This is a genomic window from Clostridium beijerinckii (assembly GCF_008705175.1).
GTDB classification, from domain to species: Bacteria; Bacillota; Clostridia; order Clostridiales; family Clostridiaceae; genus Clostridium; species Clostridium beijerinckii.
The window spans coordinates 2,662,201-2,677,515 of the sequence record NZ_CP043998.1 but is presented as its reverse complement, the minus strand read 5'-3'; the positions used below and the strand labels follow the sequence as shown (position 1 = coordinate 2,677,515).

Here is a 15,315-nt window from a genome sequence, read left to right as displayed (position 1 = left end):
ATGATTTTTTTGCTAAAATTCGATACTACTACACACCCTTAATTAATTATACAATTACTTAACTAAGATGATTGATTTATATCTTTAATATATTTAAATATCTTTTATTCTTGGATAAGCTGAATTATATGTTTCATATACTTTTGAGTATACTTCTTTTAATTCTTCATTTGGAGAAACTTTCTTGTTTCCTTTTACGATTCTATCACAAGCATCTTCTACAGAATCATAGATTCCTGCTCCAACCCCTGCTAGTATTGCAACTCCAAGCGCACCACCTTCAGATGCTTTAACTGTAGTTAATGAATATTGGAAAATATCAGCTAATATTTGTCTCCATACAGCACTTTCTGCTCCACCGCCACTTACTCTTATTTCATCAATGTTTACATTCATGTCTTCGATTAAATCAAGGCAGTTTTTCAAACTAAAGCTAACACCTTCTAATATACTACGTACAAAATCATCATGGTTATTTATTAGTGATACTCCTAAAAATGCACCTTTTACATTAGGGTCTATATGAGGTGTTCTTTCTCCCATAAGATATGGTAAGTAAACAATTCCATTAGAACCAGGTTTTGATTTTGCTGCTTTTTCAGTTAATAAATCATAGATATCTCTTCCTAATTTCTCGCTTTCTTCAACTTCTTTAGCGCAGAATGTTCTTTTAAACCAGTTCAATGATAGACCAGCTCCTTGAGTAACACCCATTATATGCCACTTACCTGGTACTGCATGACACAAAGTATGAACTCTTCCTTCTTTATCAAATCTAGGTGTATCAGTTGCCGCAAATACTACTCCTGAAGTACCTATTGTTGTTGATATTATTCCTTCTCTTACTATTCCATTTCCTATTGCTCCTGCTGCTTGGTCTCCAGCACCGCCAACAACTGGTGTATCTACTGCTAAGTTTGTTAATTTTGCAACTTCCTCTGTAACTTTTCCACTAACAACTACTGATTCATAAACATCTGCTAATATGTTTTTATCTATATTTAACTCATTAAGTAATTCTTCGCTCCAGTTTCTAGTATTTATATCTAACATTTGCATACCACTAGCATCTGAAACTTCTGTTGCAAAAACATTAGTCAATTTAAGTCTAATATAATCTTTTGGAAGAAGTATTTTGTAAATTTTATTATAGTTTTCTGGTTCATTATTTCTAACCCACAATAATTTTGAAAGAGTAAATCCAGTTAATGCAGGATTACCAGTGATCTTAATTAGTCTTTCTTTTCCGATTACTTCTGTCATGTAATCACATTCTTTTTCTGTTCTTTGATCACACCAGATTATAGAATTTCTAATTACATTAAGATCTTTATCTACCATAACAAGCCCATGCATTTGGCCACTTAATCCAATACCTTTAATATCAGAAGCTTGTACACCACTTTTTTCAATAACATCTTTTATTCCCTTTACACATGCCTGCCACCAATCTTCTGGATCTTGTTCTGCCCATCCTACCTGTGGTTGGAATAAATCATATCCATAAGTTGCAGTTTTTATTGTAGTTCCATTTTCATCAAAAAGAGCTGTCTTTGTTCCTGATGTTCCAATATCCAATCCTAATAAATATCTCATTAATAAACCTCCTAAGTTATATATCTTTTCTAAATTAACATAATTACAAACTTTTTACTCATTTTTTTAAATAACTTTTTAAATGTATTTTAATAAGTTTATTATACTTCCCTTTTTCATCGCGGTCAATAGTTTTTTGAATACATTTTCATTTTTTATTTTACTAGTTATTTTTGTATTTAGAAAGTTACACTTATTATAAAATATCTAGTCAAATAGAGTCTCAAATAAAAAGGAACTTCTTGCAATAATAATACTAAAAAATATTACAAGAAGTTCTTTTAACTATAAATTTACAAGTTAGAAGTTTTTTCAAATGTATTTACATAGAGCTTACCTTTAAGGCTAGCCTTTGGATACAACTTCTAATCTTAGAATCATCCATAAAATCCCGTACAAGTCGGAATAAAAGCATGCTTCTTATTTTGGTGAGATGAATAAATCTATATGATATATTATTTATTTATGATCCTCAAATATATATTGATTAACTATAGATTCTAACAACTCTTGTCTTCCAGATTTATTTATTATAGGGTTATTGTTTAACGCATATGCTTCTAATTCTTTAAAGCCAACTTTTCCTTCAACAATTTCTTTACCTATTCCTTGTGTAAAGCTTGAATATTTTTCTTTTATAAAGTCTTCCAAATCACCATTTTCTAAAAGTTTATAAGCAACTCTCAATCCTTTAGCAAATGTATCCATTCCTGCTATATAAGCTAAGAATAAATCTTCTTTTTCAAATGATGCCCTTCTAACTTTAGAATCAAAGTTAACACCACCTGGTGCAATCCCTCCATTTTTAAGGATTTCATACATAGCTAATGTAGCATCATATATATTTGTTGGGAACTGATCTGTATCCCATCCAAGTAACGGATCTCCTTGATTAGCATCTATGCTGCCTAAGAAATTATTGATTCTTGCAAAATGAAGTTCATGTTGGAATGTGTGTTGTGCCAAAGTAGCATGATTTGCTTCAATGTTAACTTTAAAATACTTATCAAGGTTATAATTTTTAAGGAATCCTAAAACTGTTGCTGTATCAAAATCATATTGGTGCTTTGTTGGTTCCTTTGGCTTTGGCTCTATTAAAAATTGTCCTGTAAATCCTATTTCTTTAGCATAATCAACAGCCATTTGAAGTAATCTAGCAAAGTTATCTAATTCTAAGCCCATATCTGTATTTAATAGAGTTTCATATCCTTCACGTCCACCCCAAAAAACATAGTTTTCTCCATCTAGCTCCTTTGTTATTTCAATTGCTTTTTTAATTTGTGCTGCTGCATAAGCAAATACATCCGCATTACAGCTAGTACCTGCACCATGAACATACCTTGGATTAGTAAAACAGTTAGCTGTTCCCCATAAAAGTTTTTTATTATACTTTTTCATTAAACTTTTACACAACGCAACTATTTCATCTAAATTTTTATTAGTTTCTTGTAATGTTTTTCCTTCTGGTGCTATATCTCTATCATGGAAGCAGAAATATTCTATGTTTAGCTTATCCATTAATTCAAATGCTGCTTCCATTCTTGCTTTAGCTAAATCCATTTCATTAGTTTCGCTGTCCCATGGACGAATCATAGTCCCAACACCAAATGGATCTGCTCCTGTAGCTGTTAATGTGTGCCAATAAGATAAGGCAAATCTTAAATGTTCTTTCATTGCTTTATCCCCAATAATTTCGTCTGGATTATAATATTTAAATGAATATGGATTTTTAGAATTTGCCCCCTCGTAATTTATTTTCGAAACATTTTCAAAGTATTCTCTCATATGATACCCTCCTCATTTTTACTATATTAAATATAAATTTTTTCTAGTAAATAGCGTAATAACTTATTAAGCCATTTATCTATCTATTTATAAAAGCCAACGTTAGTAATAACTAGCCCTTATATATAAATCAAATTTGTTTGATTTTAATGAATATTCTGAATTTTATTTTGTATAACAAGCTTTAATCAAAATAATTATTAAAGTAAGTCAAAGTACTTATTCTTTTGATATTCACTACTTAAAATATATTTTGAAATAACTTTTTAAATGTTGTTTTATAAGCTTATAATACTTTCTTTTTTTTATATAGTCAATAGTTTTCTGAGTACATTTTTATGTTATTTTTTAATAAAATAATTCATTATAATTATGTCCGTTTCATACCTTTTTATGTTAAACAAAATATAGAATTAATATACCGTATATACAGATAACAGCAGACAATATTAATTATAGCCTGCTGTTATTCAAATGATTTTTCGTCACTAATTTATATAAAGTTTTAATTAAGATTATATAATCATTTTCAAAGAATTATTTCTTGTTTTTAGATGATATATCCATCCATACTGCTATTAGTAATATTAAACCTTTAACGATGTATTGCCAGAATGTTGGAGTATTCATCATACTCATACCGTTATCTATACTAGCCATTACAAGTGCACCAACTAATGCTCCAGCAACTGTACCACTACCACCTGCTAAACTTGCTCCTCCGATAACACATGATGCAATTGCATCCATTTCTGCATTTTGACCAGCTGAAACTGATCCTGCATTTAATCTTGATGTAAGTAATATTCCAGCAACTGCGCAAAGTAATCCAAGTACTGAATATATAACAATAATATGTTTTTTTACGTTTATACCAGATAATCTTGCTGCATCTCTATTTCCACCAATTCCATATATTCTTCTACCAAATATAGTCTTTGTTCCTACAAATGCTAATATTAAAGCTAAAAGTAACATAATGAAAACTGGTATAGGAAATCCTTGATAGTCATTAAGAATTAACACTAGAACTAATGATATAACTCCAATTCCTACTATTGTAAGTACATCTAAAGCCATTGGTCTAACTTCAATATTATATTTAATCTTATTCTTTCTATTTCCTAATATTAAATATGCTGAACCTACAATTGCTAGCACTACTAATATATAACCTACAACTGTTGGTAAATACGCTTGTCCTATAGCTTTGAAATCTGCTGTTAATGGTGCAACAGTATTACCACCTGTAATTCCTATTAATACACCTCTAAAAACAAGCATACTTGCTAAAGTAACTATAAATGATGGCACATTTCTAAATGCTATCCAATATCCATTCCAAGCTCCCATAATAACTCCAAGTATTAATGTTATTACCACTGTTGGGATAGCTGAAAAACCAAACCAAACATTTAATATTGCTGCAATTCCTCCAAGTAAACCTAAAGTTGATCCTGCTGAAAGATCTATTTCACCTAAAATGATTACAAAAACCATGCCTATTGCAAGTACACCAGTAATTGACATTTGTCTAAATAAATTTGATAAATTTCTTGTTGTCAAAAAATTTCCATCTGTTAAAAACGTGAACAAAACCCATATTGCTGCTGTTGCTATTAATATTGCTGCCATCTTAGATTTAAATATAACCCCTAAACCTAATTTCTTTTCTTTTTCTGAACTTGTACTTTTACTTAATTGCATCTTATATTCCTCCTACAGAAGTTTTAGTTTCTTCGCTATAACTCTCACTAACTTCTTCATTTTTCTTTCCTACAGAATAATTCATGATCATCTCCTGAGTTAACCCATTATTCTCAAGACTTGCCTTTATTTCCCCTTCATTCATTACTAGAACCCTATCACTAATTCCAAGTACTTCTGGAAGTTCTGATGAAACCATTATTATAGATATTCCTTGTTTAGCTAGCTTAAATATTAACTTATAAATTTCATACTTAGCTCCAACATCAATTCCTCTAGTAGGTTCATCTAATATTAATATTTTAGGTTCAGCAAGAAGATTTTTTGCTAGTATTACTTTTTGTTGATTTCCACCACTTAGATTTTTTATTGCTAATTCAGTTGATGCAGTCTTTATTTTTATTTCATCAATAAATTTTAAAACATCCATCATTTCCTTATCTTTATCTATTACGTTTAATGGCCTTTTATATTTCACTAAATTACTCATTGTCATATTTTTAGCTACACTCATACCCGCAATTATTCCATCTTTTTTTCTATCTTCTGGAACCATAGCTATTCCTTTGCTTAAAGCATCATTTGGATTTTTTATGTCAATTTTTTTACCCTCAAAATATACTTCACCGCTCTTTTGACCTTGGAAACTTCCATATATGCTTGCCACCATTTCTGTTCTACCTGAACCTACTAAGCCTGAAATTCCAAGTATCTCCCCACGTCTTAAGGTAAAACTCGCATTTTTTACTCTTTTTATGTTCTTATTAAATGGATCTAAAACGTTAAAATTCTTTATCTCAAAAAATTCTTCACCTATTTTATGTTCTTCTCTAGGGAATAGATTTTTCATTTCTCTTCCAACCATCATTTGTACTAGCTTATCTTGATCTATCTCACTAATAGGAACTTGTCCTATTGTTGAGCCATCTCTAATTACAGTAACATTGTCACATATTCTTGTAACCTCATTAAGTTTGTGAGAAATATAAATACATGTTACTCCATCTCTTCTTAAATCATCTAATATTCCCATTAACACTTCTACTTCACCTTCGCTTAAAGAGGCAGAAGGTTCGTCAAGAATCAATAGTTTTGCATTTTTAGATAGAGCTTTTGCAATTTCAACTAATTGCTGATGTCCAATTCCAAGATCCCCCGCTCTAGTAAGCGGATTAACATTCAGCTTAACCCTATTTAATAATTCATTTGTCTTATTTAACTGTTCACTAAAATTTACTAGTCCACGTGCGCCAATTTCATTTCCTAAAAAAATATTTTCTGCTATAGATAATTGTTTTATAAGTGCTAATTCCTGATGAATAATTGCAATACCAACACTTTCAGAATCTTTTATACTTGTTTGGCTTAATTCTTTTCCTTCAAAAATTATTTTTCCAGAGTAAGACCCAGCAGGATGCTCTCCGCTCAAAACTTTCATCAGTGTGGATTTTCCAGCTCCATTTTCACCACAAAGAGCATGGATTTCTCCTTTTTTAACTTTTAAAGTTACTCCATCTAATGCCTTTACTCCAAAGAATTCTTTGACTATATCTCTCATTTCTAAAATATACTCACTCATGAAATGCTTATCTCCTTTCTATATTGGAGTCTGACACAATATCTTCAGACTCCAATATTCTTATTTATTTGCTTGGTCTTTTGTCTTCTGGTACATTTTTATATACATCATCAAACTTTTGGAAACCATCTTTAATTACAGTATCTTTCATGTTATCTGCTGTAACTGCTATTGGAGTAAGTAATACTGAAGGTACATCTTTTTTACCATTGTTAGTTACAGTACCGCCTGTTTCAACATCTTCACCCTTAGCCATCTTTACAGCCATTTCAGCTGCTTTTGCAGCAATATCTTTTATAGGTTTGTATATTGTCATTGTTTGAGTTCCTTCAACAACTCTTTGGCAACCAGCTAAATCTGCATCTTGTCCAGAGATTGTAATTTTTCCTGCTAAGCTTTGTGCTTGTAATGCTTGAATAGCACCACCTGCTGTACTATCATTTGATGCAACTACAGCATCAAGTTTATTATTATTTGCTGTCAAAGCATTTTCCATTATCTTTAATGCTTCCTCTGCTGACCAATCTTTTACCCATTGATCCCCTACTAGTTTTATATCGCCCTTATCTACATAAGGTTTTATTATGTTCATTTGTCCTTGTCTAAATAATTTTGCATTATTGTCTGTTGGAGATCCTCCCATCATGAAATAATTTCCTTTTGGAGTTTTATCCACGATAGCTTTAGCTTGTAATTCTCCAACCTTTACATTATCAAAAGATACATAGTAATCTAAGTCACTATTTGTAATCAATCTATCATAAGCCAATACTTTTATTTTATTTTGGTGAGCTTCTTCTACAATTGGTGCTATTGATTCACCGTTATGTGGTATTACAACTAAGACATCTACCCCTTGAGATATAAGATTCTCAGCTTGTGACATTTGTGTTGGATCATCCCCATTTGCAGATTGGAAAACAACATCTGCTCCAAGTTTCTTAGCTTCTTCTTCAAAGATTTCCTTATCATGCTGCCATCTTTCAAGTCTTAGGTCGTCCATACTTACACCAATTTTTATTTTCTTATTTCCATTGCTAGATGTTTGTGCATCTTTTTTAGCTCCACATCCTGTCAATGCTGAAAATATTAGTACCCCACTTAGTGCCAAACCTAATAATTTAATCATTTTTTTAGATTTCATCTTTTTCTCCCCTTTTTTTTAATTATAGATCTCTTTTACAGTTTTAATTATATCCGTTATAGTAAACGTTTCAAATAGACTGGTTTGCTAATTTATAATCTTATATTGCTATCTTTTTACAGCAAATTTTTACTAGTAAATAATTCAAAACATAAAGAAAATCCAGACTAATATCTAAATATAAGAAATAGTCTGGACTTTTTTATTGTTGTGATATGTTGTTAGTAATATATTGCTTTTTATAAATTAAAAAATTCCTGAATAATAAGTAACATATCTTTCGCTAATTGATTTTAAAAAATCTTTTCTTCCATATTTCCTTTAAAATTTGCAGGACTGACACCTTCATATTTCTTAAATACTTTGCTGAAATAATTAGGATCATTGTATCCTACTTTGTAGCAAACCTCTTTCACATTCATTTCTCCAGTTGAAAGTAATTCCTTTGCAACATCTATTCTGCATTTATTCACATATTCCGAAAAATTAATGCCGGTTACTTCTTTAAATGTCCTACTAAAATAATAGACACTTAATCCAAAATTGCTTGCTACCTTCTCTAGTTCTAATTCTGTTTCAATATTTTCTCTAATAAATTGTTTTACACTTTCAAATAGTTTCATCTTTATTTTATTTGAATTTTTATTTTTACCTAACTTTGTATCCCCTGATATCCCGACTGAAAAACTATCATTCATCAATTTTCCTTCTATATCATCAATATAAATAATATTTACATTGTCTGAGTTGTATACTAAACACTTCATAGCTTGTCTATAAGATTCCACAATTTGCTCTACTGAATCAAATATTTCTCCAAGACCTGCTCTTATTGAAATATTAAATCTCTTTTTTATTTCTCTTCTCAAATTAAATGCAAGGTCAATTTCTAAACTTTTAAAATCTTCAGTTTCCTCATTATCTATTTGTATAAAATACGTTAATTCTTCATAAAATACATAATTTCCTATGCATTTATATCTTCTGTTTATATATTCTTTAACATATTCTCCTATCTTAATCCTAATTTGATCTCTTTCAACCCTACTAATATCTTTATAAGCATATTTGTCTTTTATTGAAATAACCATTGCATAGCTATTCATAAAACTCATATCTAAACATTGCAGATACATTCCATAATCAACGCCTTTAAGTTTATCATTAATTATTAGATCACTTAATTGATTTTCAAGCACAGGCAATAAAGTATATATTTTCTCTTTATCTTTAATTTCACTTTTTCTTTTCTCCTGTTCTTTTTTCACCCATTTAATTCCCACAGCAATTTTTTCTATAATCTCTTCCTTAGTAAACGGTTTTAGAAGATATTCTTTCACATTTATTTTTACAGCTTCTAATGCAAAATCAAAATAATCGTATGCTGTCAAAATTATGCTATATAAATTTGGTAAAGTTGCTGTCATTTCTTTCAATGCCTGTATTCCATCAATTCCTGGCATTTTTATATCAATAATAACTATATCTGGTCTGATACTTTCAGATAGTTCAATTGCTTCTCTCCCATTTTTAGCTTCGTATATTTCTAACTCTCCTAAAAAATTCTCTTTTATTATATGTTTAACGGTCTCCCTATCATACTTTTCATCATCAGCAATTAATATTTTCATCATTATTCTCATCCCCCATTATAGGTATTTTCAAATAAACTTTAGTCCCTTTGCCTTCTTCACTTTCTACTTTAAACATATTTTTCTTGTTATATAAATATCTAAGCCTCTTTTCTACTATATTTATTCCAAGGCCTGTTGTATGCCCTGTATGTTTTGCATCATAATTATAATTATTAATCTTATCCAAAACTTCTTTAGAAATGCCAACACCATTATCTTCAATTAAAACATTACACTCACCATTTTCCTCATCAATATATATATTTATATATCCACCATCTTCTTTCCCTTCAATCCCATGTATAAATGCATTTTCTACTAATGGTTGTATTGTCATTCCAGGAACTTTAACTTTTTTCATATCCATATTTGTACTTAGATTAAATTTTACCCTATCATCAAACCTGCACTCCTGAATATAAATATAATCCTTTACAATCTTTATTTCATCTTCTAATAGTGCATTTGTACTCATACTTCTTAAAGAATATCTTAAAATATTAGATACTGATTTAATTAATTTACTTGTAGTTATCGCATTTTCCATTATTGCTGTCGCGTTTATACAATTTAGAGTATTAAATAAGAAATGTGGGTTTATTTGAGACTGTAATACCTTTAAATCAAATTCTTTTAAAGCATTCTCATATTTTAGATTTTTCATCTCCTCCTCTTTTAATTTTTTTTCTAATACGATCTTCCCATTAAGGGAGCTAATAAGATTTTTTATATCTGTAATCATGGTATTAAATGTTTTTGTTAAAATATCTAACTCATAAATGTCGGTTTTGTTACCTTCATAATATTCAAATTGACCTTTTGATACTTTGTTTGATATTTCAACCATACCCTTTAAGCCCTTAGATATATGTCTTATAAATGTTAATGCATAAACTACACATAAAGCTAAAATTAATATAAGATATGTAGCTAGTCCTATATATATTACGCTGCTATTTCTATTTAGTTCTTTATATGCTATACTATTAGCCTCTAGAAAATTTTGCATTAAAGTAGATGCATATGCATCACAATATGATGCAATATTCTTGGCTGCTACAAAATCATCATAGTAAAAAATGTATCCCTCCTTATTTTCATACGCAGATATTGTATTTTTAGAACTTTCTATATAAGAATCTACAGTATTATCTAAATCTCTCAAAATATATTGATTTACATCATCAGAATTTTTCTTAAGCTTACCAATTTTTTGTTTTGCAAGAATCACCTCATTATTATAACTTTCTTTTTTACTCGGGGTTCCATTCAATATATATTGATTAAAATTATCTAAAGAGCTATCAACATGCTGCTTAATTTCATTAGTAATGAGCATATTGTTAAGCATATTAACATACCCATCCTCGATTTTTTTGCTCATCGCTAGGGATATTATATTGCATATACATATAGGAATAATTAAGCATATAACAAACATTATAAATTTACTATTTAAACTCTTAGTTTTCAATTTTATCATCTCCTCGCTTATAGCTCCATATATTACTATTATTAATTACATTCACATCGATTAGTGATTTTGAAAACTTATTTGATTTTCCTTCAATTTTGTCCATAATAATATTAACTGCCCTATAACCCATTTCATTACTTTTCTGCACTATTGTTGCTGAAACTAGTCCATTTCTAATATTGCTTAAAGTATCATCCAAATCATCAAAACATATAATTTTTACCCTATCCTTATAATTTAAATCTTTTACTGCTCTTGCAGCGCCTATTCCGTCAAGAGCTGAGGTACAAAATAAAGCATTTATGTTATCATTTCTATTTAATATTTTTCTTGTTATGATTTCTGCCTCAAGAAGCATCGCATCCGATGAATCTGTATCTACAATTTTCAAGTTAGAATTCGATTTTATATATTCTGTAAAGCCTTCTACCCTTTCTTTCTGATTCTTTACGTTTTTTCCTCCCATTACTATTGCTACATTTCCAGACGTTCCTATTTGCTTGACCATTTCCTTTCCGGCAACTTGTCCAGCTAAAACATTATCTGTACCAACATAGGCTATTCTATTGCTATCTTCTTCATCTGAATCTATTGTAACTACTGGAATACCTTTCTCCATTGCGCTATTAATTTTCTTTTTATATTGTCCTTCTTCTTGTACATATGTTATTATACCACTCACCTTTGCTGATGTAGCCATATCAAAAAGTTTTAGCCCATCTTCAGTACTTGCAGTTGTAGGTCCTAAAAATTCAACCACTGCACCTCTTTCTTTAGCAGCTCTTTCTGCGCCAGCTTTTATATCAAGCCAATATGGATTAGTCTTTATATGAGAAATCAGCACTATCTTAGGTTTTATCGGTTCCTTTTCTACTTTCTTGTCCCTTAATAAGTTAATAAAATATAAATTACTCCCTAAAAAAAGAGCAATAAGTATAATGACCAAAACGCTCTTTAAGAATTTCATTACTAAGATCTCCTTTTTAATAAAATTAATGAAATAAATAATATTATAAAACCACTTTTAAAATGTCCTTTAATAATGTTATTCTATATTTGTTCTTTTTCTAAGTCAATATATTTTTGTATAGCTTTTCATAAGAGATAAAATAACAATATCATAAATAAACATTTATTAAAATTATAAAATAGTTTCTTTAGTAAATTTTCGAATCTTTTATTACTCACTTTTCATATTTGTAATCTTGTGTAGACAATTTAATCTCCTTTAACTAAAGAGATTAAAATAGCTACGAATATCTAATTTGCTGCACTTTGACCCTTCTATAATTCTCAAATATATAGGAATTTTTCAAAACTAAACTTCTTTATTTTTCTAGTTATAAAAATAATAGGATTAAAAGTAACAAAGAAAGCTACTTTTAACCCTAGCATCATTTATAGATATAATTCATATTCTATTTATAATATAAGTACTATGCAAAATTAAATGTTAGATAATTTAATCCATTCCATAGTACTTATTACATTACTAAATTTTAAACTTTGAGCAATTAAAGTAGCTTTATGAAGATCTTTACTACTTATAGAACCCACTTCATTATTTACATCTATAGTTCCTGTAGCATCTGACAAGAAATCAACGTGGTAACCTCTATGGAAAGCTTCCCTTGCTGTCGTGTCACAGCACATTTGAGTCATATATCCTGAAATAACTATCTCAGTTATATTTTCTTTTTTTAATATTTCTTCTAAATTTGTTTCATAAAAACTGCTTGGCTTAGTTTTCTCGATAATATAGTCGTACGATTTCTCAAGAATCATTGGTTGTAATTCCCATCCATTTGAATTCTTAATAAATGTGTCTCCAAAAAGTGCTGTATGCTGCACAATTATAACAATCATATTATTCTCTTTTGCATAATCCATTACCTTCAATATATTATCAAAGCTATTATTAGGATAAGTTACTTTTAGTTTACCTGTAAAATATTCATTTTGCACATCAATTACTAGCAATGCTTTTTTCATTTTCATTCCACCTTTACATTTGCTGATCTACTTATATTTGTTATACTAATAGTATCTTAAATTAAGGTTGAAATGTGAAAGAGATTCGTTAGTTTCTCTTTAAAAATGAAAGGATTTTAGGCTCTATGTTTGATGAAATAGATTTGAAGATTTTAGACATACTATTGATTAATTCAAAAATACCACTTAAGGAAATTGGCGAGCATGTACACCTAACCCCTCAGAATTATACGACTTCAGGATTTAGGTATAATAACACAGTATACTGTATGCATTAATAATTCTATGCTGGGCAAAAACATTACTGCATTTATTACTATTTTCATGAAAACCACACAACATGATAAATTAACAAAATTTATTAAAGAAAATACAATTATAACTGAGGCACATAGGATTAGTGGAGATGGCTGCTATTTGCTTAAAGTCATATGCTCTAATATGGATGAAATTAATTTATTACTTGATAAAATCATGGAATATGGTACCTACAGATTAAGTTTATCTACCTCAACAATAAAGTAATAACTATTATATATGTTGTAATAGTTAATTTAAATTTCTAATACCTAAATAACTGTTTGGAAAATAAGTCCATACATTTGTGAGCAATATATAAATTCACTAACATAATTATGAATCCCAAAACAGAATATGAAATAATAATATTTGATGTATACACTTTGGCTATACTTTTAATAATATTAATACAAATTGGCAAAAATATAATGCTTGTAACAATTGCTGGAACATATTTTCTTATTATTAATGCTTGAAAACAATGTATTATTAAATGTGTAGTAAAAGCAATAAATAGACCAATCCATAAATTAAACCAATTTGTTTTGCACGAAATAATAGTAATTATGATAATTAAAATAAATTCTTCAGCTACCCCAAAAGCAAAAGATGCTGTTGTAATATTATCGAAATGAGGAAATAACTTTTTTGATAACTTCGGAAACTTTTCAGATAAATAATACCTATTTTTATTTATCCATGATTGTATAAAAATTATTTCTTCAAAATCATGGATAATAAATACTATAGGAAAAAACCATATAATTGCTTGCATATTGCTCATTTCAATCCTCCCATATATTATATTTTATAAAAATTAAATTAACAGACATTAGTTATTTTTTACCTATCATTTCCTTATATATACTAATCTTTTTATCCAAGTGTATTATATTTTCTTCAATTTTTCTTTTTTCAATATTTAACCTGTCCATTTGTTCTTCAAGTAATTCTAATCTTTCCTTAATTGTATCATCGCCATCATATCTCAATTTAGAATAGTATTGTATCTGCTTAATTGGCATATTTATTTCCTTTAATCGGATTATAAATTTTAGCCACTCAATATCTTTTTCAGAATATACTCTTTTGTTAGCTTCATCTCTTTCAGGATAAATCAGACCAAGCTTTTCATAATATCTTAGTGTATCAATGCTCAAACCAATTTTTTCAGAAAACTCTCCTATATAATAATTCAAAATAATCACCTACCTCTTGACATGGAGTTAACTCCAGCATATATGATAATATTATCAAAAAGTAGGAGGTATTACAATTATGGAAAATAGATATGAAAAAGGGCTAAATAAACTTAACGAGGTTGATGGAAACGCTGGAACAGCTGTAATAGAATCACTTAAGGATATAGCTCCAGACCTTGGAAAATACATTATTGAATTTGCTTTTGGAGATATTTATACAAGGCCAACATTTGATTTAAAACAAAGGGAACTTGTTACTTTATCTGCTCTTACTACACTAGGAGGGTGCGAAAACCAATTAAAAGTTCATATTAATGGAGCATTAAACGTTGGGATCTCTAAAGAAGAAATAGTAGAAGTATTCTTACAATGCATTCCATATGTCGGCTTTCCAAAGGTATTAAATGCTGTAGCGGTTGCAAAGGAGATTTTCAATAATTAATTTTATAATTAATTAAGAGCTCAGAATTTTTATAATTTTAAGGCATATTAAAGAAAATAGCAAGTCCAAAATGTTATGATTATTTCTCATCAGGCGAGGAAGCAAATTAGTCTCATAGCAGGTCTCTATTAGGGTAATTTACTGACGCAGGATGGTAAAAAATAGGCTTGGCAGATGGACTTCTTATTTTTTGATTATGCCTAAATTCTAAAAAAATAAGTTTTATATTATTCTTTATATTGTTTTTAATATTAAATTTATCTACAGTAATAATCATCATATATAATGAATTTTTTGTTAATTGGCTTATAGCCCATCTCCATTAATGAATTTATACGTTCAGTTGCCATTGGAACTGCTTTCGTTAAGATATGCTTAACATCAAAAGATACGGGCTTCAAAAATAATCTTTCAGATTCTAAAAATTCTTTATTCACTCTAACACTCCCATCTTTTA

General features: G+C 29.0%; 15 protein-coding genes. 3 read left to right on the top strand and 12 right to left on the bottom strand.

Features of this window, described 5'->3' with window-relative positions:
- Positions 1-93 precede the first annotated feature (93 nt).
- From xylB to F3K33_RS12155, 9 genes are all read right to left on the bottom strand, one after another.
- Positions 94-1,596, bottom strand: a complete 1,503-nt coding sequence (xylB, locus tag F3K33_RS12195) for a xylulokinase (RefSeq protein WP_023976123.1) — start codon at positions 1,594-1,596, stop codon at positions 94-96.
- A gap of 459 nt (positions 1,597-2,055) precedes the next feature.
- Entirely contained in the window at positions 2,056-3,381 is a 1,326-nt protein-coding gene (gene xylA, locus F3K33_RS12190) for a xylose isomerase (RefSeq protein WP_023976124.1), read from the bottom strand.
- A gap of 537 nt (positions 3,382-3,918) precedes the next feature.
- Positions 3,919-5,088: a sugar ABC transporter permease gene (locus F3K33_RS12185; RefSeq protein WP_012058598.1), complete on the bottom strand. Its 1,170-nt coding sequence runs from the start codon at positions 5,086-5,088 to the stop codon at positions 3,919-3,921.
- Position 5,089: 1 nt separating this feature from the next.
- A complete protein-coding gene (locus F3K33_RS12180; RefSeq protein WP_012058597.1) occupies positions 5,090-6,667 on the bottom strand; it encodes a xylose ABC transporter ATP-binding protein in 1,578 nt (525 codons plus the stop codon).
- Positions 6,668-6,731: 64 nt separating this feature from the next.
- Positions 6,732-7,811, bottom strand: coding sequence for a D-xylose ABC transporter substrate-binding protein (gene xylF / locus F3K33_RS12175; RefSeq protein ID WP_012058596.1), 1,080 nt, complete (start codon positions 7,809-7,811; stop codon positions 6,732-6,734).
- Between the two features lie 293 nt (positions 7,812-8,104).
- Positions 8,105-9,445, bottom strand: coding sequence for a response regulator (locus tag F3K33_RS12170; RefSeq protein ID WP_023976125.1), 1,341 nt, complete (start codon positions 9,443-9,445; stop codon positions 8,105-8,107).
- Positions 9,423-10,919: a sensor histidine kinase gene (locus tag F3K33_RS12165; protein ID WP_023976126.1), complete on the bottom strand. Its 1,497-nt coding sequence runs from the start codon at positions 10,917-10,919 to the stop codon at positions 9,423-9,425. Before F3K33_RS12165 ends, F3K33_RS12170 begins: the two co-directional genes overlap by 23 nt.
- Complete coding sequence (locus tag F3K33_RS12160) at positions 10,909-11,889, bottom strand: substrate-binding domain-containing protein (protein WP_023976127.1); 981 nt, start codon at positions 11,887-11,889, stop codon at positions 10,909-10,911. The genes F3K33_RS12165 and F3K33_RS12160 overlap by 11 nt, the downstream gene beginning before the upstream one ends.
- Before the next feature lie 479 nt (positions 11,890-12,368).
- On the bottom strand, positions 12,369-12,914 hold the full coding sequence (locus F3K33_RS12155) for a cysteine hydrolase family protein (protein ID WP_039773880.1): 546 nt from the start codon (positions 12,912-12,914) through the stop codon (positions 12,369-12,371).
- 125 nt (positions 12,915-13,039) lie between these two features.
- Here F3K33_RS12155 and F3K33_RS26755 point away from each other — a divergent pair, with 125 nt between their 5' ends.
- On the top strand, positions 13,040-13,192 hold the full coding sequence (locus F3K33_RS26755; RefSeq protein WP_243141331.1) for an Lrp/AsnC family transcriptional regulator: 153 nt from the start codon (positions 13,040-13,042) through the stop codon (positions 13,190-13,192).
- A gap of 7 nt (positions 13,193-13,199) precedes the next feature.
- Positions 13,200-13,439: an Lrp/AsnC family transcriptional regulator gene (locus tag F3K33_RS26750; RefSeq protein WP_338032045.1), complete on the top strand. Its 240-nt coding sequence runs from the start codon at positions 13,200-13,202 to the stop codon at positions 13,437-13,439.
- Between the two features lie 37 nt (positions 13,440-13,476).
- Here F3K33_RS26750 and F3K33_RS12145 read toward each other — a convergent pair whose 3' ends face one another.
- On the bottom strand, positions 13,477-13,998 hold the full coding sequence (locus tag F3K33_RS12145; protein ID WP_023976130.1) for an HXXEE domain-containing protein: 522 nt from the start codon (positions 13,996-13,998) through the stop codon (positions 13,477-13,479).
- A gap of 52 nt (positions 13,999-14,050) precedes the next feature.
- Positions 14,051-14,413 carry a MerR family transcriptional regulator gene (locus F3K33_RS12140; protein ID WP_023976131.1) on the bottom strand — a complete coding sequence of 121 codons (363 nt, stop codon included), beginning with the start codon at positions 14,411-14,413 and terminating at the stop codon, positions 14,051-14,053.
- Positions 14,414-14,492: 79 nt separating this feature from the next.
- Between F3K33_RS12140 and F3K33_RS12135 the strand changes: the two genes are divergently transcribed.
- Positions 14,493-14,858 (top strand): carboxymuconolactone decarboxylase family protein, encoded by a 366-nt coding sequence (locus F3K33_RS12135; protein ID WP_023976132.1) that lies wholly within the window; start codon positions 14,493-14,495, stop codon positions 14,856-14,858.
- A gap of 257 nt (positions 14,859-15,115) precedes the next feature.
- Here the strand turns inward: F3K33_RS12135 and F3K33_RS12130 are convergent, their stop codons facing one another.
- Complete coding sequence (locus F3K33_RS12130; RefSeq protein ID WP_023976133.1) at positions 15,116-15,295, bottom strand: hypothetical protein; 180 nt, start codon at positions 15,293-15,295, stop codon at positions 15,116-15,118.
- Positions 15,296-15,315: the final 20 nt, after the last annotated feature.

What these genes read in the sequence shown, in the direction of transcription:
- xylB (WP_023976123.1), bottom strand. Translation starts at nt 1,596, where the DNA reads ATGAGATATTTATTAGGATTGGATATTGGAACATCAGGAACAAAGACA.
- xylA (WP_023976124.1), bottom strand. Translation starts at nt 3,381, where the DNA reads ATGAGAGAATACTTTGAAAATGTTTCGAAAATAAATTACGAGGGGGCA.
- F3K33_RS12185 (WP_012058598.1), bottom strand. Translation starts at nt 5,088, where the DNA reads ATGCAATTAAGTAAAAGTACAAGTTCAGAAAAAGAAAAGAAATTAGGT.
- F3K33_RS12180 (WP_012058597.1), bottom strand. Translation starts at nt 6,667, where the DNA reads ATGAGTGAGTATATTTTAGAAATGAGAGATATAGTCAAAGAATTCTTT.
- xylF (WP_012058596.1), bottom strand. Translation starts at nt 7,811, where the DNA reads ATGAAATCTAAAAAAATGATTAAATTATTAGGTTTGGCACTAAGTGGG.
- F3K33_RS12170 (WP_023976125.1), bottom strand. Translation starts at nt 9,445, where the DNA reads ATGATGAAAATATTAATTGCTGATGATGAAAAGTATGATAGGGAGACC.
- F3K33_RS12160 (WP_023976127.1), bottom strand. Translation starts at nt 11,889, where the DNA reads ATGAAATTCTTAAAGAGCGTTTTGGTCATTATACTTATTGCTCTTTTT.
- F3K33_RS12155 (WP_039773880.1), bottom strand. Translation starts at nt 12,914, where the DNA reads ATGAAAAAAGCATTGCTAGTAATTGATGTGCAAAATGAATATTTTACA.
- F3K33_RS26755 (WP_243141331.1), top strand. Translation starts at nt 13,040, where the DNA reads ATGTTTGATGAAATAGATTTGAAGATTTTAGACATACTATTGATTAAT.
- F3K33_RS26750 (WP_338032045.1), top strand. Translation starts at nt 13,200, where the DNA reads ATGCTGGGCAAAAACATTACTGCATTTATTACTATTTTCATGAAAACC.
- F3K33_RS12145 (WP_023976130.1), bottom strand. Translation starts at nt 13,998, where the DNA reads ATGAGCAATATGCAAGCAATTATATGGTTTTTTCCTATAGTATTTATT.
- F3K33_RS12135 (WP_023976132.1), top strand. Translation starts at nt 14,493, where the DNA reads ATGGAAAATAGATATGAAAAAGGGCTAAATAAACTTAACGAGGTTGAT.